General features: G+C 33.3%; 22 protein-coding genes and 2 pseudogenes. 6 read left to right on the plus strand and 18 right to left on the minus strand.

What is annotated here, in order from left to right; genetic code table 11:
• The first annotated feature begins 22 nt into the window (after nucleotides 1-22).
• Nucleotides 23-388 (plus strand): DUF4870 domain-containing protein, encoded by a 366-nt coding sequence (locus tag AC3WQX_RS08695; protein WP_002436243.1) that lies wholly within the window; start codon nucleotides 23-25, stop codon nucleotides 386-388.
• A gap of 63 nt (nucleotides 389-451) precedes the next feature.
• On the opposite strand, the gene AC3WQX_RS08700 is transcribed toward AC3WQX_RS08695, so the two are convergent.
• From AC3WQX_RS08700 to isaB (AC3WQX_RS08775), 16 genes are all read right to left on the minus strand, one after another.
• Complete coding sequence (locus AC3WQX_RS08700) at nucleotides 452-1,600, minus strand: CapA family protein (protein WP_172969460.1); 1,149 nt, start codon at nucleotides 1,598-1,600, stop codon at nucleotides 452-454.
• Nucleotides 1,601-2,142: 542 nt separating this feature from the next.
• A complete protein-coding gene (locus tag AC3WQX_RS08705; RefSeq protein WP_037550659.1) occupies nucleotides 2,143-2,901 on the minus strand; it encodes an alpha/beta hydrolase in 759 nt (252 codons plus the stop codon).
• A gap of 113 nt (nucleotides 2,902-3,014) precedes the next feature.
• Complete coding sequence (locus AC3WQX_RS08710; protein WP_492740081.1) at nucleotides 3,015-4,634, minus strand: YSIRK-type signal peptide-containing protein; 1,620 nt, start codon at nucleotides 4,632-4,634, stop codon at nucleotides 3,015-3,017.
• A gap of 316 nt (nucleotides 4,635-4,950) precedes the next feature.
• Nucleotides 4,951-5,637, minus strand: a complete 687-nt coding sequence (locus AC3WQX_RS08715) for a Crp/Fnr family transcriptional regulator (RefSeq protein ID WP_023351014.1) — start codon at nucleotides 5,635-5,637, stop codon at nucleotides 4,951-4,953.
• Nucleotides 5,638-5,798: 161 nt separating this feature from the next.
• Complete coding sequence (gene arcC, locus AC3WQX_RS08720; RefSeq protein WP_037550664.1) at nucleotides 5,799-6,743, minus strand: carbamate kinase; 945 nt, start codon at nucleotides 6,741-6,743, stop codon at nucleotides 5,799-5,801.
• Between the two features lie 18 nt (nucleotides 6,744-6,761).
• Nucleotides 6,762-8,192, minus strand: coding sequence for an arginine-ornithine antiporter (gene arcD / locus AC3WQX_RS08725; protein WP_213667904.1), 1,431 nt, complete (start codon nucleotides 8,190-8,192; stop codon nucleotides 6,762-6,764).
• A 375-nt stretch (nucleotides 8,193-8,567) separates the two neighbouring features.
• The gene (argF, locus tag AC3WQX_RS08730; protein WP_030059225.1) at nucleotides 8,568-9,575 is read right to left on the minus strand and encodes an ornithine carbamoyltransferase; all 1,008 of its coding nucleotides are present in this window, start codon (nucleotides 9,573-9,575) and stop codon (nucleotides 8,568-8,570) included.
• A 124-nt stretch (nucleotides 9,576-9,699) separates the two neighbouring features.
• Complete coding sequence (arcA, locus tag AC3WQX_RS08735; RefSeq protein ID WP_037550668.1) at nucleotides 9,700-10,935, minus strand: arginine deiminase; 1,236 nt, start codon at nucleotides 10,933-10,935, stop codon at nucleotides 9,700-9,702.
• 337 nt (nucleotides 10,936-11,272) lie between these two features.
• Entirely contained in the window at nucleotides 11,273-11,734 is a 462-nt protein-coding gene (locus tag AC3WQX_RS08740; RefSeq protein WP_002436164.1) for an arginine repressor, read from the minus strand.
• A gap of 201 nt (nucleotides 11,735-11,935) precedes the next feature.
• Complete coding sequence (locus AC3WQX_RS08745) at nucleotides 11,936-12,136, minus strand: hypothetical protein (protein WP_037550670.1); 201 nt, start codon at nucleotides 12,134-12,136, stop codon at nucleotides 11,936-11,938.
• A gap of 26 nt (nucleotides 12,137-12,162) precedes the next feature.
• Nucleotides 12,163-12,366, minus strand: coding sequence for a hypothetical protein (locus AC3WQX_RS08750; protein ID WP_030062669.1), 204 nt, complete (start codon nucleotides 12,364-12,366; stop codon nucleotides 12,163-12,165).
• A 745-nt stretch (nucleotides 12,367-13,111) separates the two neighbouring features.
• Nucleotides 13,112-14,632: a M4 family metallopeptidase gene (locus AC3WQX_RS08755; protein WP_492740063.1), complete on the minus strand. Its 1,521-nt coding sequence runs from the start codon at nucleotides 14,630-14,632 to the stop codon at nucleotides 13,112-13,114.
• A gap of 332 nt (nucleotides 14,633-14,964) precedes the next feature.
• A complete protein-coding gene (locus AC3WQX_RS08760; RefSeq protein WP_037550672.1) occupies nucleotides 14,965-15,804 on the minus strand; it encodes a M23 family metallopeptidase in 840 nt (279 codons plus the stop codon).
• Nucleotides 15,805-16,008: 204 nt separating this feature from the next.
• A complete protein-coding gene (locus AC3WQX_RS08765; protein WP_030062674.1) occupies nucleotides 16,009-17,247 on the minus strand; it encodes an ArgE/DapE family deacylase in 1,239 nt (412 codons plus the stop codon).
• A gap of 443 nt (nucleotides 17,248-17,690) precedes the next feature.
• Entirely contained in the window at nucleotides 17,691-18,212 is a 522-nt protein-coding gene (isaB, locus tag AC3WQX_RS08770; protein WP_002436274.1) for an immunodominant staphylococcal antigen IsaB family protein, read from the minus strand.
• A 62-nt stretch (nucleotides 18,213-18,274) separates the two neighbouring features.
• On the minus strand, nucleotides 18,275-18,817 hold the full coding sequence (gene isaB / locus AC3WQX_RS08775; protein WP_023351002.1) for an immunodominant staphylococcal antigen IsaB family protein: 543 nt from the start codon (nucleotides 18,815-18,817) through the stop codon (nucleotides 18,275-18,277).
• 267 nt (nucleotides 18,818-19,084) lie between these two features.
• Between isaB (AC3WQX_RS08775) and AC3WQX_RS08780 the strand changes: the two genes are divergently transcribed.
• The gene (locus AC3WQX_RS08780) at nucleotides 19,085-19,687 is read left to right on the plus strand and encodes a hypothetical protein (protein ID WP_492740066.1); all 603 of its coding nucleotides are present in this window, start codon (nucleotides 19,085-19,087) and stop codon (nucleotides 19,685-19,687) included.
• A 51-nt stretch (nucleotides 19,688-19,738) separates the two neighbouring features.
• On the opposite strand, the gene AC3WQX_RS08785 is transcribed toward AC3WQX_RS08780, so the two are convergent.
• Nucleotides 19,739-20,518: a (S)-acetoin forming diacetyl reductase gene (locus AC3WQX_RS08785; RefSeq protein WP_213667905.1), complete on the minus strand. Its 780-nt coding sequence runs from the start codon at nucleotides 20,516-20,518 to the stop codon at nucleotides 19,739-19,741.
• Nucleotides 20,519-20,685: 167 nt separating this feature from the next.
• Between AC3WQX_RS08785 and AC3WQX_RS08790 the strand changes: the two genes are divergently transcribed.
• The 3 genes and pseudogenes from AC3WQX_RS08790 to AC3WQX_RS08800 form a co-directional block, all read left to right on the plus strand.
• On the plus strand, nucleotides 20,686-21,045 hold the full coding sequence (locus tag AC3WQX_RS08790) for a hypothetical protein (protein WP_030062677.1): 360 nt from the start codon (nucleotides 20,686-20,688) through the stop codon (nucleotides 21,043-21,045).
• A gap of 162 nt (nucleotides 21,046-21,207) precedes the next feature.
• Nucleotides 21,208-21,306, plus strand: a complete 99-nt coding sequence (locus tag AC3WQX_RS08795) for a type I toxin-antitoxin system Fst family toxin (protein ID WP_121909925.1) — start codon at nucleotides 21,208-21,210, stop codon at nucleotides 21,304-21,306.
• 115 nt (nucleotides 21,307-21,421) lie between these two features.
• Nucleotides 21,422-21,508 (plus strand): annotated as a pseudogene (locus tag AC3WQX_RS08800) (recombinase family protein); the annotation flags it as partial.
• Nucleotides 21,509-21,550: 42 nt separating this feature from the next.
• Here AC3WQX_RS08800 and AC3WQX_RS08805 read toward each other — a convergent pair.
• Nucleotides 21,551-22,270, minus strand: a pseudogene (locus AC3WQX_RS08805) (MFS transporter); the annotation flags it as partial.
• Between the two features lie 348 nt (nucleotides 22,271-22,618).
• Here AC3WQX_RS08805 and AC3WQX_RS08810 point away from each other — a divergent pair.
• Nucleotides 22,619-24,496 (plus strand): BglG family transcription antiterminator, encoded by a 1,878-nt coding sequence (locus tag AC3WQX_RS08810; RefSeq protein ID WP_030062679.1) that lies wholly within the window; start codon nucleotides 22,619-22,621, stop codon nucleotides 24,494-24,496.
• Nucleotides 24,497-24,571: the final 75 nt, after the last annotated feature.

Genomic DNA, 24,571 nt, shown 5'->3' on the forward strand with positions numbered 1-24,571 from the left:
ACAAAAAGGGGCTAAATGATATATGAAATTGGTGAATCAATCTAAAAATCCTCATGCATTTAAAGATGTTTCTGATAATGAAACTACGATTGCTATGGTCATTTGGTTATTATCATTTTTCACAACTTTCTTAGGGCCACTCATTATTTGGGTATTAAAAAGAGATGATTCTGCTTTTATCGATCAACAAGGTAAAAATTATCTTAATTACTTAATTAGTTATCTTATTTATACAATTATTGCATCCGTTTTAGTCTTTGTACTTATAGGCGTCGTCTTATTGTTCATCCTTGGTATAGCAATGATCATTTATTCAATCGTCGCAATCATATTTGTACTCAAAGGTGAAGACTATGTCGTGCCTTTTACAATAGAATTCATTAAATAATTTAAGTTACTATATAAAAACGGCGCTTAAACGTTTTGACGTTTAAGCGCACTTCTATATCTTCTATAAACTTTCATCATCTAAGAATTCTTTATCAATAACTTCTTTAGTAATGTCTTGCAATCTTTCTTTTGTCATATTTGCTCCATTAACATAATGTAAACCATGTTTCTCTGCTAATTTGTCAGTATAGTCATGTAAAGGATATATTTTAAAATCTTTTTTAGAATTCTTATCATATACATTGGCTAATTCGTAATGATTAACCATACTTCTCCACTTCACGTTTTCCACTTTAACGCCTTTTGGATTTTTAACTAATTTAAAATTAAGACGCCCTAATAAATCATTGCTTTCATTACCTGTAGCTTGGCCGTTTAAAAAGTTACCAAGTGAATATGCAACAAGTGTTTTATTGCCATCTTTCCCTTTCACCCATTTCACCGGCTCGATAACGTGAGGATGCATTCCTAACACTACATCAACTCCTGCATCTGCAAAGACTTTTGCGTATCTTTCTTGAGTTTTATTTTCCATATGATGACCTTCGTTGCCCCAGTGAGCTGATACAATCACTGCATCACTTTGCTTTTTAGCCTCTTTAACATCCTTTTTAATTTGTGTTTCATCAAATGTATTAATTGTGTATGGATGGGAAGGTTTAATACCATTAGTGCCAAATGTATAACTTAACATTGATACTTTTATACCATTAACTGTTTTTGTTGGAATCTCATCTCGAGCTTCTTGAGAGTTAAAAACACCTGTAAATAAAACTTTGTCTTTAAATTTATCCCATGTATGTATACTGTTGTTTATACCAGATTCACCTTGATCCATTGCGTGATTATTAGAGCCATTTACAAAGTTAAAGCCTGTATCTACTAAGTCCTGAGCCACACTACTTGGTGTATTAAAACGCTTAAATCCATGATAAGGTCTATCATCGCCACCAAGTGGAGATTCTTGGTTAACATATGCAATATCGGCATTTTGAATATCTTTTTTAACAGGCTCATACATAGGTTTGAAATCAAAACTATTTTTACCTGTTTTCGCATCATTATAGACTTCAGGGTGGATCAAGTTATCACCTACAGCTACAACAGATGCTTCTGACTCTAGATTAGTAGCTAATGTTAATCCACTTACACATAAAAAAGCAATAAAGAATATAACTGTAGAAATATAGTATTTCAACAATGGCGTCACTCCTAGTTAAAGAATCCAATCTTCAAAACATCTAATATATATTACTCTTATTTTAAACTTAGCAAGATTTTAAAACAATATAATGTAAATTATTTTAAGTTTTCTATAAAATTTTACATTTTCTTTACATTTTAAAAGTTAGGTTTAGTCGTTTGGTTTTGAATTTTCCAAGGTAAAAATCTTATATACAAATACCCCGCGTCAAATTAATCATGACACGGGGTAAATAAATTATTTTCTAGGAAATAAGATTACTACGGTTATAAACTAAATATCTTTGCGTAATCATATAATCTTTTATATCAATTTCAAGAAAATAAGAGTAGCGACTGACAAAATCTTTAGAGTCATACTTAATACGATATGTGTTTCTAAAGTTATACCTAAGTCATTCATTGTCTTAATACAATAAGACAATATCTTATTATGACTAGGATATTGTGTGTCTACCACAGAGTAGAATTTTCAAACTGAAAGCGCTTTGAGTTCATATAAATTTCAATATATTTAGATAATCGTTAAATTTTAATATTCAACTTTAATTATTCTACAAACCATTCAATGGCCCTTTTAATCGCCTTATCCAAAAATGCATAATTATGCTCACCCGGGCTATCCTCGAATGTATAACCAATACCCTTTTCATCAAGCGTGCGAATAAATTCTAAATTATCTTCATATAAGAAATCCTCAGTTCCACACATAATAAGAAGTTCTGGTAATTGCGCATTTGAAACAATTGCTTGTTCTAAAAGATGATACGTATCTAGATTTGTACCTTTAATATCAGTATTCTCTCCAGTGATAGCTTTAGCAGAAAAATCTATCCACTCCAAATCTATGAGAGTTTGCGCTTGGAATACAGCAGACAATGGTGCTGCTTTGGAAAATTTATCTGGTTGGGTAAGCGCAAATTTAATCGTTCCATAACCACCCATTGAATGTCCCGCGATAAAATTATCTTCACGTTTTTTAGAGAGTGGCAAAATTTGATGTACATACTCATATATTTCTAAAATATAGTCATAATAACTATGACCATAGGCCATATTAGCGTAACCACTATGATCTACATTAGGCATAATAATTGCGAGCTGATGTTCATTAGCATATCGCTCAATACTTGTGTATCTCACATAAGTGGTTTCATCACTCGACAAACCATGTAAAAGTAATAATGATTTAAGTTGTTTAGGTGAAGTGGAGTTATCAAAGTAAGTTGAGTCCTCCGGTAAGATGACTGTAAGATTTTGATGCATACCTATTGTCGGTGAACTATAATTCAATGTCATTAAAGCCATGTGCTTCACTCCTTCATTCGTGTTCAATTCTATTTTACATTTACTTTGTTTTATTTCATAGAAAAACCCGAGCAACAAAGCTCGGGTTTAAAAATTAAATAGTAAATGATGGTTTAGTATTTCTTACTTCTACGTTTGCTTCCTACTAAAAGTAATGATCCTAATGCTGCAAGAATACCTCCAAATAACGTACCATTATTTGCCACATCATAACCAGTATCTGGTAGTTCTTGCTTATGATGCTGCTCCATCACTAGATTATTATAATGATGGTTTGAGTCATGATGAGATGTCATTTCATGATACTGTGTTGGTACTACTGGTACTTTATGTTCTGAACCAGAATCACAATTTGAGCCGCTGTCTGAATCTGAGTCACTATCTGAGTCTGAGTCGCTATCTGAATCTGAGTCGCTGTCTGAGTCTGAATCGCTATCTGAGTCTGAGTCACAGTCTGAATCCGAACCACAGTCTGAGTCTGAATCGCTGTCTGAGTCTGAATCGCTGTCTGAGTCTGAATCACAGTCTGAATCCGAACCACAGTCTGAGTCTGAATCGCTATCTGAATCTGAGTCACTATCTGAGTATGAATCGCTGTCTGAATCTGAGTCACTATCTGAGTCTGAATCACTGTCTGAGTCTGAGTCACAGTCTGAATCCGAACCACAGTCTGAATCTGAGTCGCTATCTGAATCTAAATCACTATCTGAATCTGAATCATAGTCCGAATCTGAATCATAACTTGAGTCTGAATCACAGTCTGAGTTGTAATCACTATCTGTGTTGTAATCACAATCAGTATTATATTCACTGTTTGTGTCGTAACCACTATCTGTGTTGTAATCATAACTTGTTGAATCAGTATCATAGTCTAAGCTACGATCCGAGCCGTAGTCACAATCTGTATTGTAATCACTATCTGTGTTGTAATCATTGCTTGTTGAGTCAGTGTCATAGTCTAAGCTACGATCCGCGTATAAATCGCAATCTGAGTTGCTATCTAAAGCTGAAACATTTTCAGCAACGTCTCCATTAGCTGAGACATCAGATGAATTATCTAAATCATCATTATTATTTTCGGAAACACCACTTATTGCTTCTATATCGTAATTGTTAGAACCTGCTTGAATACCATTTTCACAGTCTGCTGATTCTGACAATGATTGATTAGCATCATTATTTTCTTCTTGAGTTTCATATTCTTGGGCTTTTTGTAATTCATCTATATTATTGTCGTTGTTCACTTGGTTATCTGTTTGTTCTTGCACTGATTCGTTGTCAAAAGTTTGTTCATTTGCAATGCAGTTATCAGTTGATTGGGCGTCAACTGATTCATTCTCCGTATTACGTGTGTTAATATCTGTTGAAACATTTTCTAATGATGTAGCATCTTCTTCTTGGGCTTTGGATGATGCATCATCACTATATTCAACTTCGTTCATAGGAACTTCATCAATAATACAATCGTTGTCTATTTGCTGAGTTGGTTGTTGCTCGTTATAGTCGTTTTGTGTGTTTTGAGTTTCTGTTAACATTTCTTCTTGCTGGCCTTGATCAGTAATACCCGAACAATCTTCATCCACTTGTGCCTGAGTTAATTCAGTTGAAGTCTCAGCCGCTTTAGCTTCATGATTCACTCCGAATATTAATGTTGCACCAACTAATATTGATGCCGTTCCTACTGTAAATCTTCTAATGGCATACTTATTGTGCCTGTTAGGCACGAAATCCATTCTTTTTCTCAAATTACTTCTCTCCCTAAAAAAATTTTGTGATTTATATAATCACACAGAATATAATACTACAATTTCTTTTTATATAAAAGAGTTAATTAAAATGTTATTAATAATTCACAAAATATATGAAATTTGTTTTTGGTGTTATTTTTTGAATTTCAATTTTATTTCAGAATATTTAGCGTTTCAACGTATTATTTTTATATTAGTAAATTTTTTAAGAAAACAAAAAGCGTTAGTTAAATAATTCATATGAATATCATTTAACTAACGCTCTAAAGTAATTATGAAATATTAAATTTTTTAAGTGTCATTATAAATCTTTGCTGATTAACCAGTTTTTATTACTTTTGAATAGAACTTTATCCTCTCGAAGTTCATTAATGATATGACCTGTGGTTTCTCTAGATATACCGGCCATATCGCTCAACAGTTGTATCGTCATGAATTGCTTAATTTCATAAAATTCATCATTATCATAACCAACTGTTTGGCAAAGATAGCGTAATATCTTTGTTACGCGTTCTTTCGCAAGCTTGCTGGTTAACGCCATATTATATTCAATGTGTTGGCATTGTGTTGCACTCAATAATTCAAATAACCTTACAAAGATATCCTCATGATTTTTACAAAGATATTCAATTAAATCTTTAGGTATGCCAATCACTTCGCAATTCGTCAATGCGGTGCACATTTCATTTGGCGCCTTATCTTGAAATAAATTGTTTAAGGGAAATAACACTTTTTCTCTATTTAAATAACGATACACATCACCATTAAGATTAAAGTTTTCTCTCATTATATTCCCTTCTATTAATAAATAGATATGCGTCGTTTCATCTGACGAAAAGTAAATTACCTGACCCTTACTATAATGTCTCACAAAGCATTGGCTTTTAAATGGAAGTAAGACACCTACAGGTATATGAATATATGACGCTAATTGTTTAAAACTTTCATCAAGTTCATTTTCTCTACAAAACATTTGATTTCCAGCCATAACATAAACTCCTTACTACCTAAGCTATTGGATAGAGGAACAACCAAACATCTTTTACAAGTTGTTAACGGGGTAAGTGTCAAAGAAGAACCGCTTCAAAGATGTTATATTTTTTGATTAGGGGGCCATCGTTCTTAAATCTCCAATAGCATAATCATTCATTATTTATGAATATGTGTACCTGCTTGCTTGTCGAACGCTTGATAAGCATTTTCCAAATTAGTGATGATCGCTTCTTTATGCTCCCCACTTTCAACGAAATCAATCGCCGCTTCTATCTTAGGTAGCATTGATCCTTCAGCGAATTTACCCTCTTTCGCGTAACGTTTCAAAGTTTCAACATCAATATCTGTTAACTTTTCTTCATTAGGTTCTTTAAAATTAATATACACGTGCTCTACATTGGTTAAAATCATTAGCGTATCCGCATCAATTAAGGCAGCTAACTTCTCGCTAGCGAAGTCTTTATCAATGACGGCGTCAACACCTTCATAAGTATTATCTTTCTTAATAACAGGTACACCGCCACCACCACATGCAATGATGATATTTTTTTGTTCAACAAGTGTACTTATCAATTTATGTTCAAGTATTGAAATTGGTAAAGGTGATGCGACAACCTTTCTATAACCACGACCAGCTGAGTCTGCTTTATAGATAGCCTCAGGTTGCGCTTCTTTCAATTCTTGCATCTCTTCTTCAGTATAAAATGGACCAATCGGTTTAGTTGGTCGATCAAATCTCGGATCATCTTTATCGACTTCTACACGAGTAATAATAGTACCGACAGCTCTGTCACTGCCAATCTCAGATAGTACACGGTTAATTTCTGTTTCTAACCAGTAGCCTATCATACCTTGTGTCATAGACCCACATACATCAAGTGGCATAGCGGGCGTTTGTTCACTATCAGATTGAGATTGTTGAATCAATAAATTACCTATTTGAGGACCATTACCATGCGAAATGACAATATCATTATCGGATTGAAATAGTGGTTTAAGTGTTTGCATGGTCATGCGAATAGCCCGTCGTTGTGCTTCTGCTGAACCTTCAGACGTCTGAATCGCATTACCACCTAATGCGATGACAATTTTTTTATCCATAACAGTTCGCTCCTTTTTCTAGAACACGTTAATCGCGCCACTACATAGTCGTATAAGTCCGACAATAGATAGAATGATAATGATAGCGAAGAAGATATAGTCAATGCGTGTTAAGCGTGTTTGGTTATTTTTTTGAACGATTGAATAAACGATAAGACCAGGAATGTAAAGCAACATTGTTAATAATAAATAATCAAATCCTGCAGCATAGACTAGCCATACTGCGTATAATGAGGCGAGTATACCTATTGTCCATTGTTTAGGTGTCGCGTGTTGTTTATGTTCAATAGTGTACTTAACTTGGTAAAAGGCACTGAACATATATGGGTATAAAATGGCACTAGATGCTAATGAAAATGCAAATTGGTACGCGCTGTCAGTGAACAACATACTAATCAAGAAAATTTGAACTAATATGTTAGTGATTAATAATGCATTGACTGGTGCGCCGTTTTCATTTTCCTTAGCAAACCATTTCGGGAATAATCCATCTTTCGCAACGATAAAAGGCAACTCTCCGGCAAGTAGTGTCCAACCTAACCATGCACCTAAAACTGAGATAATTAGTCCGATGTTTACAAGTGTTGAACCCCAATCACCTACGATGTAAGCAAGGACATGTGCCATAGATGGTGCGTTTAATTGAGAGATATGGTTTTGAATGATAACACCTTGTGCTAATACAGTTAATAAGAAATAGATGAGTAACACTGAAATTAATCCTATTACTGTTGCAGTACCTACATCTTTCTTACGTTTGGCACGACTTGAAAAGACGACAGCACCTTCTATACCGATAAATACCCATACAGTGACGAGCATTGTACTTTTCACTTGAGACATTGTGTCTCCAAAGTTAAATGGTAGTGCACCATGTGCATTCATTCCGAAGAATCCTTCTTTAAAAGTTTCAAAATTAAAGGCAACTAACATGCATATAATGACTAATAATATAGGTATTAACTTGGCAACCGTAACAATACTATTAATAAACGCCGCAGTTTCTACCCCTTTAAGTATTAAAAAGTGAACACCCCATAATAAAATTGAAGCAACGAGTATACTTGGGAATGTGTTACCACCTTTAAAAATTGGGAAAAAGTTACCGACGGAAGACATTAGTAATGTTGCGTACGCGACGTTCCCTAAAAATGCAGAGAACCAATATCCCCATGCACTTGCAAAGCCGATAAAATCGCCAAAACCAGCTTGGGCATAACTGTATATACCGCCATCAAGATCCGGTCGTTCATTTGTAAGGTTTTGGAAAACGAATGCTAATGAAATCATGCCTATGGCTGTGATAACCCATCCTATAATAATGGCTAAACCACCAGCTTGTCCTCCCGTATCAGACATGAGATTGAATGCACCGCCACCTATCATTGATCCTATTACAAGACCTATCAATGATGATCGACTTAACTTATTTTCTCCTTGTTCGCTCATATTCATTTCTCCTTTAGAAGTAGGAATCTATAGACTTACTTTTCCCTTTAATTGTTATCATTGTGCTGAAACTAATAGTGTATTTTCTTTCATTCATATCCTGTCATTAAGTCAGTATGCGAGAGTGGGTGTTGTGGAAAGGTGTGAAAGATAGTTACGACCGTTACATTAAACGGGTTAGTAAACATGTGACTACGGACGGATTGATAACGGTCAATTCGTAACGACTTAATGATGATGAACGTTTAATCTTGATTCATCACTGCTCGAATATGATAAACACAATCACTCATTTGACTTCATACACTTGGAGTGGCTCAATTTGTTTTGTATGTTGTAAGTCTATAGTTCCTCATGATGTTGTGTAGATTTAATCTAGCCTAGTGTAGCAGCCATAACAGCTTTAATTGTGTGCATGCGATTTTCGGCTTGATCAAATACTTTAGAGTGCTCACTTCTAAAGATTTCATCAGTAACTTCCATTTCACTGAGGCCATATTTATCATATATATCTTGACCGTATTCTGTTTGTGTATCGTGAAATGCTGGTAAACAATGTAAGAAGATTGTACTGTCTTTACCAGTTAATTCGAACATCGCTTTATTGACCTGATAGTCCTTCAATAAATTAATGCGTTCTTCAAACTCACTTTCTTCGCCCATAGATACCCATACATCTGTATAAATAACATCGGCATCTTTAACTGCTTCTTCGATCTTATCAGTGACTAACACGGAACCACCATATTTAGAGCCACAATCTCTAGCAATTTCTACATAAGCATCTTTAGGACTTAGTGCTTGTGGTGTACAAATTCTAATATTTACACCAAGCATCGCACCAGCTACCATTAATGAATGTGCCATGTTATTACGTCCATCACCGACATAAGTCAAATTAATGCCTTCAAGATGTCCGAAGTTTTCTTTTACTGTCATAAAGTCTGCCAACATTTGTGTTGGATGCCAATCATCTGTTAATCCGTTCCAAACTGGTACACCAGAGAATTCTGCAAGTTGTTCTACTTTCTCTTGTGAGAAACCTCTAAACTCTATACCATCAAACATTCTGCCTAATACTTTCGCAGTGTCTTCAACAGATTCTTTTTTTCCTAATTGTATATCATTTTTTCCTAAAAATTCAGGATGTGCACCTAAATCAATAGATGCGACTGTGAATGCAGCACGCGTACGTGTAGACGTTTTTTCAAAAAGTAATGCAATGTTTTTACCTTCTAAATAACGATGCGGTGTGCCTTGTTGTTTATACGTTTTTAACGTCATGGCAAAATCTATTAAACCTTCAAATTCTTCTTTGGTAAAATCACATTCTTTAAGTAGTGATCTTCCTTTTAAGTCAAATGGTTTCCGGATTTTTTCCATAATATACGCCCCTTTCATCTAATTAGTCGCAGTGTAAATCATCAGCGCCTTCAAAACTTAATATGATTAGTCTTAAAATTGAAAGCGATTTCAACTACACTATAACAGGTGTTTGAATACTATTCTATAAATCTTCTCTGAATAATGGTTGACTCATACATCTTGGGCCACCACGTCCGCGAACTAGTTCGCTTCCAGGAATTTCAATTACTTTAATACCGCGTTTTCTTAACAAATCATTTGATACATAGTTACGATCATATGTGACTACTACACCTGGACGGATACATAATGTGTTTGAACCATCATTCCATTGTTCACGTGCACCATCAATCACATCACCATTACCAGTTGGGATTAACTCGATATTATCAACACCAAGTACTTCCTCCAATGTTCGTTTAAGGTGACTTGAATGAGTGATTTTAATGTCATCACTAGCTTCATCATTTTCAATAATGAAAATGTTCATATTACCTTCAGCTTTAAGGATTGCAGAGTGCGTTGTGAACTTATCATAATCAATCATTGTACAAACTGTATCTAAGTGCATAAATGTACGGCTAGTTGGAATCTCAATTGCTACTACCTTTTTAAAAGTGGATAACGGATCTTTAAATATACGTCGTGCTAAGCGTTCGATAGCTTGAGCTGACGTACGTTCTGATATTCCAATTGCTAGTACTTCTTTAGAAAGTACAAGTTCGTCCCCACCTTCAATGTTGAAAGGACAATCACGGTCTAACCATACCGGAACATCCGCATCTTTGAAGCGAGGATGATGTTTTAAAATGTATGAAATGAAGATTGATTCTCTACGTCTAGCTCTCCAAAACATACGATTCACTGTAATACCTCGACCTATTGATGCTTGTGGGTCACGAGTGAAGTATAAGTTAGGCATTGGGTCTAAATAGAATGGATACTTGTCATCCATATACTCAACTAAATGCGTAGATTCTAATTTTATCTCTTCTTTACGCACACCAGCCATAACTTTATCAATCAACTCTTGATTAGATAATGTTGAGAATAATTTTTTTATTTCTTTCTCATGACCAAGAATTGTTTTACGAGATTCTGCTAACACATCATTGATGAATTGTTCTCTAATATCTGAATCTTCAATGCTTTCTGCAGCAAGTTTCTCTAAGTATAGTACTTCTACTCCTTCATCTTGTAACACTTTGGCGAACCGATCGTGCTCTTGTTGAGCAACCTCCAAATAAGGAATATCGTCAAATAGTAAACCACCTAAATAATCTGGAACTAAATTTTCTAACTCTTTACCTGGACGTTTAAGTAAAACGGTTTTAAGTTTACCAATTTCACTGTTTACTTGAATGGGTCCATCTGCCATATTCATTTCCTCCTTTTCTGTAACTTCAACATGAGTATATAGTGATTTCACATATATTTATGTGATTATATTCACAAGTTCAATGTAGAAAGTTTTGTACAATTTGGTTATTCAATACATTTATATGATTGTTTATACATTTTTGTATTGTTATTTCGTATGGAAAATGAATATTCAGCTAATATGAAATAATGAATGTTTCGATAAAAAGTTTTTTATTCACTTAAATGAATAGTTAGTCAATATGTGAATTAATAACTTTAGTAATATAAAAGACCTAGCAAACGCATGCAATACGTTTACCAGGCCTTTCGATTCATTATTCAGATATGAGAGATTATGAATAATTATGATTGAATATTTTGTAATACACATATTCAGCCATTGCTTTAGAATGAGTAAGTATCATAATAGTGTCGTTGCCACTTATAGTACCAACAATCTCTTTAAGTTGTAATTGGTCAATATAATAATTGATACTTTGCGCAAATCCTGGTGACGTCTTTATAAGTATATATGATTCTTTAATCACGGTACTAATGATTTCTGTTTCTAGATAATCATCTAGCTTAATTTTAGCGTCGATTTGCGATTGATTATTTAAAATTTTGTATTCAAATTGTTTGCTCTCAGCTGGCAGACGAAAAATATTAAGTTCTCTCAAGTCTCTCGCAATGGTTGTCATACTATAACGAATGCCAAAGTGATCATCAATATAATCAATGATATCTGCTTTTTTATAGATGTGATTTTGTTTAACAATCATGGTTACTAAATCCTGACGTTTACTCTTTTTCATTAAATGATAAACTCCTCACTAAATCTAATTTAAATTCATTTAAACTTTAATAATTCTTTTTATTTAATAATAATTTATCATTCTAATGTTAAAAATATATGAGAAAGTATGTAAAATTTTGTGACAAATATTGAGTAACACAGGTAGTACTATACATCACTTTAATGTATAACTGACATTGAACAATCATTTGTACAATGTCTAAGATGTCTTATCTTTATAAATCATTCTAATCCATCCAATCATTAATAAAGCCGAATTAATGATTGATAATAAGTTAGAATAAAATGCAGATACGTGAATCAAATGAGTGAATATTAAAATATTAATGAAGAAAAGAATGATTAGTGGTGTAAATAAAATGAAATCTATAATATTCAGACCTTGCTCAGATTTATTCAACCCCAATCAACTCCTAAACCTTTCTATCATTGATCGTGTTTATCTTTCTTATTTATTCGAATCAAACTAATAAAAACGATAATGGTATAAATAGTGGCAACATAATTAGATTGGCTTTCTGACAACTTTACTATGTCAAAGGTATTTAAGAAGCACATCACTGCAACTATAAATAAAATGACAATCAATACGAAATCTTTTTTAGTTAACTTCTTTAATAATTTACGCACTTCTTATCTCCTAACACTTTATTTTCTATTTGGAATGTTTATGTTCATCCAATGACTTAAACAGATTAAGGACGACAATGATTATAAGAAGTATTAACGTAATGATTGGCGATACGTGTATTAAATTAAATATCTGCAAAACTCCAATTAAAACGGCTAATAAACTAATAATGATTAACAGAATATCAATAACTTCAAGTTGTTTTATCTTTTTCATCCTCTTCTCTCCTAGTAATATTGCTTTTAGAGCATAATTTTTCATTTATAAAAGATGTCACAATAATCATAAGCAATGCTAATAATACGACATTTAGTAAAGGCAACTTAAAAAAACTAACGAATCCCATAATCAATATTCCTATAACGTCTCTTAAATTAAAATCTTTCATTGGATCATTCGTGTTTATAACCCCTCATTTGTATTGTCTCTTTCACTCTTTATAACATTTATAAGATAGAATAAAAAGGTTAGGTAGAGTTAAGAATATCTATTAATAGTTTCAATCAATAGACTGCCGTCTCACTTCAGCTAGACAACCCGCAGTCTCCTCCCTAAGAATATTTTAAAGCCCCTACTCTACTGTTAGAGTAAGGGCCACATGAAGCCAAACATTGTTTGATCATCATTTATTAAGGCGTTTAATATTTGTAAGTGTTTAACATTAATTCTTGTTTATTAAGGCGTTGATTATGTTCGTTGATAGATTGTTTATGGCTGATTTAAACGATTTAAAGTTTCAATTATTTATACACCAACGTCGTCCCATGCATCTGCTACTTGGTTAGCTGTGTTTTTATCATATAAATCTAAAGCTGATTGATACAGCGCTTCTTTAGCATCACTAAAGTTTGAATTTGAACTTAAATATTCTGTGAGCGCTCTGTAGTAAATTTGTTGTGCTTTACCCTTTCCAATACTACGTATTGTATTGTAAGCTGCTTTATTAGGAATTCCAGAGTTAGTGTGTACACCACCATTATCTGATTGTGTATTTACATAATCATCCATGTGAGATGGTTGTCCAAATCGTTCGGGATTGGACATACTTCTTAGTGCATCTCCATTTTGTCCTGGTGTATACACATCCTCACCCATTAAGAAATCTTCATCATCGACAAAGTAACCGAAGGCATCCGAGAAACTTTCATTTAAAGCACCTGATTGATTACGATAATTAAGATTCGCTGTTTCTTGGGTTACACCATGTGTGATTTCATGAGCTACAACGTCATTTGCACCAGATAGTGCTGTAAATGTTCGTCCGTCTCCATCCCCATATATCATCTTATCGCCAATCCATGCGGCATTATTTCTATTATCAGAACCTTGGAATTTGTTTACGTGGGCTAGAGAGATAATTGAACTTCCTCTATCATCATATGATTCACGACCGAAAGTATCTTTATAGTAGTCATACACTTGTTTAGCGTAGTAATTAGCGTCAACACCAGCACGTTGATTATCATCTGTGAAGTTTTTATCGTTATCTTTGATGAGCGAATGTTGGCCAGTGTTATCACTATAATTGTAAGCTGCTAATTGTCCTTGATGCGTTAAATCTTGTAACGCATATCCTCCATTTACACTATTGATATTAATTTGTTTCGTATCACCAAGCACACCTTTACCGGTACCTGTCGTCGCTGCTTCTTTGATGAGATTTAGTTTATCGACAACTTGGCCTGTTTCTGCATCAACTTTGATATTCCAATGTGAAATTTTAGGTATTGTGGTAATCAATTCTACATTGTAAACATACTTATTTGTTTTACCATCGATTTCTACTTTATTTGTTTTGACGGCGTCTTCTTTCATATTTTTCGCTTTTTTAGGATTAAGGTTAACCGCTTCAAACGCTTTTTTAGATGCTTGTTCTTTGTTGATCGACACCTCATTAGTTGGTTTCACCTTCTTCGCATCAGTGTCACCGTTAATTAATACAACTTTGCCTTCAGTATTCACATGTACTTTAACCTCCTCATCAGGAGCAAAGACGTTACCTACCTTAGGTTGTAAAGTGTAGTGCGTAAATCCTTTGTTGTCTTTTTTTACATCAGTGACAACATAGTCTTTATAATGGTTCTTAACGTTTTCTGAACCAGGCAATGCTTTAAGTGCTTTTGGTGCGTCAGTCTGTTGAGTAACCTTCGCATCAATGTCTTGTTTTACTGACTTGTCTTTAGCATGGCCATCCATAGTGACAAAGGGGCTTGCGACCGTAAGTGCTGCGATACTTGTAAGTGCATATTTTGAAAAATTTTTCATCTCGTAACCTCCTATAAATTTTTGAAAAAGCAACTTACGGTGCCATCGTAATTTTAATTTTCTGTTAAGTAAATGGAAACTGCATTTTATTCACATACTTTTCATTTATAAATTATTTGTATAAATAATATGTTCATTATGTCAAAAACTTATGTTAGTATTTAAACTTTGATAAACTGTATTTATTTATTTTTATTAATTAAACTGCAATAAAATTAATAATTATATTATGCATAATGAAATTAAGCGAAAGTGTATTGTGCGTAATACCTTTGATATCAAGGGTTTTGAAACATAAAAAAATTACTCGACATTCAATCGAGTAATTTCCATCAATCATTTTTTAATATTTCACCTTTAATAGGATTATTATAATCTTTAAATTGAATCTTCAATGATTGACCATTTTCCAAATCAGGGGCATTCATAACTTGAAAGTGTAAATGAGGTTCGGTAGAGTTTCCTGAATTGCCACACTGGCCAATCACTTCTTGCGCATAAATTAAATCCCCTTCATGTACAGTAATCGAATGCTTCTTTAAATGGGCAAGAACACTATACTCATGATCGCCATGCTTCATCATTACATAATTTCCATATGGCTCACTCTCATTTGTGTTTCCAGGCGTATTATCATTAATATGGTTCACAACTTTGACAACCTCTCCATAAATCGGTGCAACCACATTCGCCCCAAAACTATAATAATTTGAACAAAATTGACCACCATCATACATCGTTTTACCATTGACTAGTTTCACTAAATCATATGCATAGCGTTGCGTTTCATAGTTATAGTGGTAATTAAATAATTCGTTATCTCCACCCCAATATATTAGCCATTCATCTTTAATAGGAAGATCATAAGTCTGTTTCGTCCATTTATCTTTAAAATAATAGAGGGGTTTCAGTATTAAACTATAAATAACATCATTTTCCAATAACACGAAAATACCATAATTTTGGTATTCATCTAGCCAGATTTTTTCGCCACTCTTTTCATTACCTATATCAACATACAAAGTATGTTTCTTCGCATATTTCATATATAGATCTAATGTTTCCTTTAACATGCGTTTACTAATAGAGCGCTTAAAACTTTTAGAAAACATCCTATATAACTCATTGTGCTTTTTATTTTCGATTAGAGTAATTAATTTATTTAAGTCCATTTTCATCCCCCCAGATGTCCTATACATTAATATATATTCCCTAATTTATATATAATTATCATATTTCATCTTTATATATAAAAATTAGACCCTTACAAATAAAAGCCTATGAATTCACTAAAAATATCCATTCAATCAAAAATGCACAAAAAAGCCCACCTCACTTTTTCTAGCGAGATGGGCTTTCACCTTATCAATTAATACTTAAAATTCATCAGTAAATGACGTTAAGAAATCGATATAATAATCAACAAAATCAAGATAATTTTGTTTTTCAACACATTCGTCAACTTGATGAGGTCTAATACCAGGGCCGAACATTAAGAATGGGAAGTGCTCATCCTTACCACGAAGTAAGTTAGACGCATCTGTAACCGCAACAGTCGGCGTAATAATTAAACCTTCCTCATTAGGGAAATGTGCTTGTGCTTTCTCATGGCCAAGTTCTACCAATCTATTTTTACCAGTTGTTACAACAGGCGCTAAATCAAGATAGATTTCTTGAGATAAACTTGAACCATTTTCGTTAGCTTGTTTTAAATATTTATTAAATAATTCTTTAACTTTGTCATTATTATATTCTGGTATAGTACGCACGTTAAATTCAGCAGTCGCACTATCCGGTACAGAATTGACTTGTGAACCACCGTTAAAGATACTATTTGTCATGACTAAACCTTCAATTAAATCTTTAGCCTGTTCTTTAGTGACATTTTCAGGTAATTGACCTGCTAACTTATTCACCATATTACTGTAGTCTAAAGACTCACCTTTAACAGTTTGCGTAAGTTCTTCATATTCTTTATCAATATTTTGAATAAATTCGAGTAGTGGTTTAATCGCATTTTCACCTAAGAATGGCATTGAACTATGTGAAGATCTACCTTTAGAAGTGATTCGGAAATCCATAGAACCTTTATGCGCATAGACTAAACTTGGATAAGACGGTTCAGCGATAAGTAACGCGTCTAAATCGTCTGCATAGCCTTTTTCATATAATTGTGAAGAACCTGCTTGTTCCATTTCTTCACCAACAGTCGCCATAAATTTAATTGTACCTTTATTTAACTGGTTACTTTCTTTAATTTCGATTAACGCAATGGCTAATGCTGCTAAACCTGATTTCATATCAGCAGCACCGCGTCCATACAAGTAACCATTATCTTCAGTCAATTCAAATGGATCGTAAGTCCAGTCATCATGATTTCCTTCAGCGACCACGTCCATGTGACCTGAAATACCGATGACAGGTTGACCTGAACCAACAGTGGCAATTAAATTGGCACGTCCTTCTGAAACTTCATCTAATTCTGATTCAATTCCATACTTGTCGAACCACTTTTGTAAGTATTTCGCTACTTCCAATTCATTGTCGTTCACTGTTTTGATTGCGACGATATCCGATAGAATTTTGACTCTCTCTTCATTTGTTAATACACTCATGAATGATTACCACCTTTCCATGACTTCTATACCCACTCACTTTGAAAATTAATTTTCCGACAGAAAGTGAACTTTATCAAATTTTAATATTTCATTGATACAACTTAAATTACGTATAAGGAAAATTAAAATTCTTAAGCGCTGGTGCACTTTAATAAGGGGGAGGATATCATCATCATTGACCTTTATCAGTGTCTCTCTATTCATCATATCAGTTTTCCCTACTCTAATTTTATAGATTTGAATAAATATTTCTCCACTAAATAAAAAAGAGTGGCACAGAAATATAATTTGTCAAAATTAATTTCTTTGTACCACTCCGGCAAGGATGACTAAGATTGAAAGAAGCTTAGCATAAGTGCACTTTCAATTCAGATATCTACTGCCAATATGTTAATTAAGGTTGAGACAATTATCTATGTTACAGCCTCCACCTATAAATCTTATTTACTTGGTGTAGAAAGTGAGTAGCCAATCGTCACTGCTACGACACGACTATTATCTACTACAAACAATACACCTAAACCTTTACCTGAAGGTGTATAACAAAAAATACCGCCATCCTTGTTTTTATTATGACTTTTCTTAATTAAATCTTTGCCATAAGCTTTTTTCAGCTGATTTAAGGTTAAATCTTTAGTCACAGTAAATTGGACTTGTTTAGCCTTAATCCCATCATTTGCGACACCTTCGAAATGTTGATCATACTTATCGACCATTTTAGTACCAGTCGAATGTGTCAATTTAATTCCATTAAATGTCACATTATTACTCTTAACGGCTTTAATAAATTGCTCTTTAATTAAGAATGATCCATTTCCTTTAACGTAACCTTGATACGTATAGTAATGTGAGTTTGTAGCTTGAGCAATGCCATTAACTGGTGAAGCCGTAGAAACACCCACTCCTACTAATGTTCCCATTGCGATAGTTGATGCTACAAATACTTTAGTTAGTTTTCTCATGATAAGCTATCTCTTTTCTAAATTTAATGTTGCTTGTTCATTACGTATTAATAAATGATTAGCTAGAATTTTTCTCCAGTCACACCTAGTGTTCCGATTGTAATTTTAGTTACTTTATTATTCTTAGTAGTAAATGATATACCATAGTGTTTATTTCCTGGGCTATAAGCATACGTTTTAGTGCCTTTGTGCTTGTTAGGTAAAGCTCTCAAACCTTTACCATAAGCTTCTTTAAGTTGTTTCACAGATAGATGACTTGTAACTTTAAACTCTACGCTACCTGCTCTCGTTTTCTTAGTATTAACTCCACTAAAGCTTTGGTCATATTTCTTAACCGTGCCTTTATATTTGTTCACATGATTTTTACCAGTTGTGTAAGGAATTTTAATTCCATTCATTCTAAAAGTGTCATACTTTAACGAATTAATAAATAGTTGGTTTAAAACAAATGAGGCATGATTACCAGCATATCCTGTAAATGAGTAGTAAGGTGCTGTTGCTGCATGGGCTTGATTCACTGGTGGCGTATCTGTTGAAAGGCCAACTCCAAATACTGTTCCGGCTGCTAACATTGACGATAAGATTACTTTTGTAGTTCTGTTCATAAATGGATCTCTCCTCTGTTTTTATTGGAATCGCTATTTATGTACAACAAAGATGGGATATTACGATTCAATTACAATATTACAATGCGATTACATAAAGTGCAAATTTTTCTTTAATGTTTTTTATTACATTCTTGTGATTTTTTATATTTTCAAAAATAATTGGTATGATATATGTAACTTATTATTTCAAAATAGTTCTACTTATGACCCGAAAACGATTATAATAGAATACAGAAAAATTTAATAAGGACGGAGGACAACCATTTGAAAAAGATATTAGCAAGCATCGTAGTGATCCTTCTTGTCGCTGCATTAAGCTTCTCAATTTATGCAGCAATGACGCATGAAAGCAAATCTTCTAATACAGACTCAAATAAAGACAATCAAAAAACTGAAGAGAAACATAAGAAGAAAAATAAATCTAATCAAGACAGCGATCAATATAATGGAAATAATAACGCTAACCAAAGCCAAGAAAATGCGCAATCAGAACCAGCATCTGGCACATATAACGGAAACTCTAATATCAATCATTCCAACAACACAACTAAGCAACCTAGCAATAATCAGTATCAAAACGATAAACAACAAACCAAAACAAACGAAACTAAAGATAAACCATCTAAGAACAACTACAAACCAAGCACGCAAAATAACACGAGCAATAATAACTACAATAACCATTCACAACAAAATAGTCAGAACTCTACACAACCATCAACATCAGAGAAACCTAACAACCAGCAATCTAGCTCACAAAACTCTGAAAACAAACCAAGTAACCAACAAAACAATAACAACAGCACACAAAATAAACCAAGTAACCAACAAAACAATAACAACAGCACACAAAATAAACACGAGTAATAAAAAAACGTTTATGCAAACAGATGTATGCATAAACGTTTTTATTTTTTATTAATGGAATCTCATACCACCATCAACAATGATAGTTTGTCCTGTAATATAGTCTGAATCACTACTTGCTAAGAAGCTGACAACGTTAACCACATCTTCCGGTTTTGAAAGACGTTTTAAAGTGATTTGATCAGTGAACTGTTTCCAACCCCACTCTTCGGGTTGATTGTTCTCTTTAGCTAATTTTATTGCAATACCTTCCATCATTGGTGTTTCAACAATACCAGGTGCATACGCATTAACTGTAATACCTTTATCAGCTAAATCACGAGCAGCAACTTGTGTTAAACCTCTAACAGCAAATTTAGTACTACTATATAAAGATAATCCCGCATTACCCTCTACACCAGCTTGAGAAGTAGCATTAATAATTTTACCGCCATGACCTAACTTATTAAATTGTTCTAATGCAGCTTGTATTCCCCAGAATACGCCACCTAGATTGACTCCAATAACTTGATCAAATTGTTCAGGTGTCACTGTATCAATTGGCGTCATTGGACCTAAACCTGCATTGTTAACTAATACATTAAACTCTCCAAAGTGCTCGACCACTTTTCTTAATACTGAAAAGACTTCATCACGATTTGAGACATCAGCTTTAAAGGCAATTGCCTCTTGTTCATTTGTAGTTAAAGATGACGCAGCATTTTTAGCACCTTCTTCATTGTAATCAACTATGGCTAAATTAAATCCATCTTTAAATAAACGTTCAGCAATTTTCAAACCAATACCTTGAGCCGCTCCAGTAACAACAGCTACTTTTTTAGAATTACTCATCCAAATCACTTCTATAGATAATATATTCAATTATTATATTATCACTAAGATATAAGAATGATTTGTAGAGATTGTGAATACTTATTTAAATTTTATATCTTATTTGGCAATTACATATACTTATGAGTTATCATAAATTATAAATAATTTTAAAAAGGTGTTTAACGTTGAAAAAGTTAATTTATATCGCTCTTGTAATTATAGTAGTAGCCATTTGTTATATGATTCTAAATTTCTTATTTTTTGATAAATGGGTTATGTATTCCAGTGAAAAACAATTAAATACCTCTATTAAAAATAAAGATACTAAAAACTTAAAAGAAATTGCTAAAGATAATAAAACTTATCAATTTCTAAAAAGCCAAGATAAAGTTTCTATTAATGGACAATCAGATAATCAAGGTAGCGGTCATATAGGTTATTATCAAGTGAATATTAATGACAAACTAGCTACTCTAACTGTTAAAATTAAGTATGCATTACTACCAGAAAAACCAAAAATAAAATCAGTAGAATTAAATGACTAACTAACAAAAAGACTCTAATACATATCAAATTGTACTAGAGTCTTTTTAGTTAACATAAATGACTTATCGGAAGTTAACTCTCATCGTATATTCGGGGATGATATAATATATAGGTCGCCTATCCCTCAGGCGTCAATTTGACGTAGAGAGGAGGTGTATAGAGTGATGCTTATTTTCGTTCACATCATAGCACCAGTCATCAGTGGCTGTGCCATTGCGTTTTTTACTCATTGGCTAAGTAAACGCAATAAAAATAGGTGACATATAGCCACACCAACAAAAATCCCCTCACTACTCGCAATAGTGGGGGATTGGTGTATAAGTGAATACTTATTTTCGTTACCTAAATTATAACACTGGTGAGTGAAGAAATGCAAAAAGTGTGTATAAAGGACGTCCTATATTATACTCACCTAATGCGAAAAATCCTCAAAAACGTATTGTCTATCATAGAGTTGTAGAGAAGACTATTTTTTAATTCCCATACTACAAACAAACTAAATAGTATGATAAAAGTTATTAAATTCCCATAAACGAGTAAACTTTTAATAGAATTATGAGACCATGCAGTTAGACTGATTAATAAACAAAATATAGATAGAAATAACAATATATTTCCTCGCAAATCTAGGTGAATAGATGTACTTCTATTTTCTTTAATATTTCTCTTCAATATTAAACAGCCAACTAACCCTACTACGATAAAGGGAATATTCATCCAAAATATCCATCTCCAACTTCCTAAAGAGAGTAAACTCCCTCCTACACTAGGTCCTAAAACTGGTCCTATTCCTAAAAGTATACTTAGCGTTCCTAGGGCCGATCCTTGTCTATCTTCAGGAATACTAGTTGTAATAATAGCAGTGGCAGTGCCTTGCAACATTGCTGCTCCGATGCCTTGCAAACCTCGAAATGTGATCAATTGGATAATATTACTTGAAAAACCACATAAAATTGAAGCTATTAAAAACACAATAAGCCCGATACTATAGATATTTATTCGACTAAATTTGTCACTCAATCTTCCAAATATGATAATCGTTCCCGTCAATAATAAAGTATATAAAGTGACACTCCATGTTATCAATGATGTATCAACATTAAATGATTTCGATAAAGTAGGTAATGCAACGTTAATAATCCCACTATCTAAGGTAGATAAAAACATTCCTATGCCTGCGGTAAAAACAACTAAATAATCAAAATATTTAGAAGAAATGTTCAACTATAATACCTCCTCATCTAACTAATTTACTCATACCCATATAACATTTTGCTTAACAATATAATGAAGAAACTGTTATTTGAGCAAGTCAATTAAAATTAATGTTTGATGGGAGTAGTTGTTGAGTCAATTGTTCTAATGTAATGATTTAAATTTGGAAGTTCGTTGTCTTGAATATCGGAGACTTGAAGTCTATTAATTGTTTGATTACAATGATCGATAATTTCGTACTTAATTCTTCAAAGTTGATTATCATACCTACTTGCCTATCTCCTCGCTAACAAGTAAACTTTGATTGTGGAGTAAGCGTTTTCCTAATCAAACTTTGTGGGAGAAGTGAGATGGACTATGATAAACAGACAGATTAAACTCATTCAACTCTTAATCAATAACGCTCAAACGTACATTAGCGGGAATGAAGTTTCGGCTTATTTAAATGTGTCTAATCGCACAGTTAGGAATGATATTAAAGTTATTAATTCTACATTCATTGATAATCTTATAGTGAGTGTTAAATCTAGAGGCTATCAATTAAATTTAGATGCATATTCTATTAGTTTTATTGAGGGACAATTAAATGACAGTATTCTTAAAGAGAGAAAGTTATTAATTACGATTGCTTATAAATTATTGATGGATCATCATACATATACTTTGAGTGAGCTTGCATCACATTTTCATCTATCAAAGGCAGATGTACTCGATTGTGTCACACGTATCCAAACTTGGTGTGAAAAATTTGATGTCACCATCACTTTGAAAAGGAAACAAGGCATCATTATCGATGCTAGTGGTTCGGATTTAAGTAATGCGGTTCTTCATCTGAATCAACTCTCTTCGAATGAAATTAAAGTGGAAGATTTGATTCTGCAAGAATTACCACAGGGACATATTCAGCGTATTCATCATATTATTAAGAAACATATTCAAGCTTCCGAGCTTCAAACGTCAGATAATCAAGTGCGACAATTACTTGTGCATTTAATCTTAATTATTAAGCGCTCTAACTCTGAGGAGTTAGATTGGGAGTCGAATCCAACTTCTCTAGCCATAGCACGACAGTGTATTAAAGATATTAATCAACAACTAGGTTACCAGCTAACTGATGAAACGAGTCAATTGTTTTCATTCTTCATTAGTTATCATTTCAATCAATTTGATTTAAGCTTCCAACAACTCTTTATTCAAAGTTATATTCAACGGTTAATACAATTGATGGAAACGAATGTAGATATTCCTTTTTCTAAAGATTCAATTCTAAAAGAAAATATTTATACGCACTTTAGTCGTACCTACTTACGATTAATGCGCAATGTTTACCTCAACAATCCGCTGACATCTGAAATCAAACAACTCTATCCTTTTATCTTTAACACGCTTTACGATGTAATTCATCAGTTATCTAAAGACACTGACATACAACTTAGCGAAGATGAAATTGCCTTTTTGACGATTCATTTTCAATCATCAATTGAACGACAAATGCACTCGACCATTAACGTCGTCATTGTGTGCTATTACGGCTTAGGGGTTTCAACTTTATTAGCTGAAAGAATTAAGAAATTAAGTCCTTCAATATCAATTGTTGATACATTGAAACTTGAAGATGTTGAGACATATGACTTTGCGCAAGTGGATTTACTCATCACAACGCATGATATCGACTTAAGTCACAAACGTTCATCACACCTTCCGAAAGTGATTCAGGTGTCGCCATTATTTTCGAAAGATGATGAACGCCAAGTTGAACATGTAATTAAAACGTTTAAAAACCCAACGTTACAAAGAGATGCCCTGTCACCAATAGAATTTGTGGTTGAGTCCGACATCGAACAAGATGAACCTTCCATTGCACTCTCAATCTTTAAGAGAACTCAAGAGATTCTAGAAGAACATCAAACGACTTTAGACGGTTACATTGAATCTGCGATGGAACGCGAACGTCAGTCTTCAACTTTCATAGGCAATGGTATGGCGATTCCTCACGGTAATCCTGAGAAGGTGCTGAAATCTCATGTGATTGTCTATAAATTCAAGCACCCCATTCCTTGGAAACAACATGATGTGAAGTTAGTATTCTTCCTAGCGATTGCGAAGAAGGATGCGCAAATGATGAAAAATATGATTCAGTCACTAGCCCAACTTGATGAACATACGGTTGATCAGTGGTGTATGATGGAGAACCATGACTTTAAAAATAAGTTAATCGCTCAAATTCGAGAATAATTGCCACTAATAACGGCAATTATTCTTTTTTATATAGCATTGAATACGCTTACACTTTAAATAAAGGAGAGTGAA

This window comes from Staphylococcus sp. FW104-15G4D, assembly GCF_058790135.1.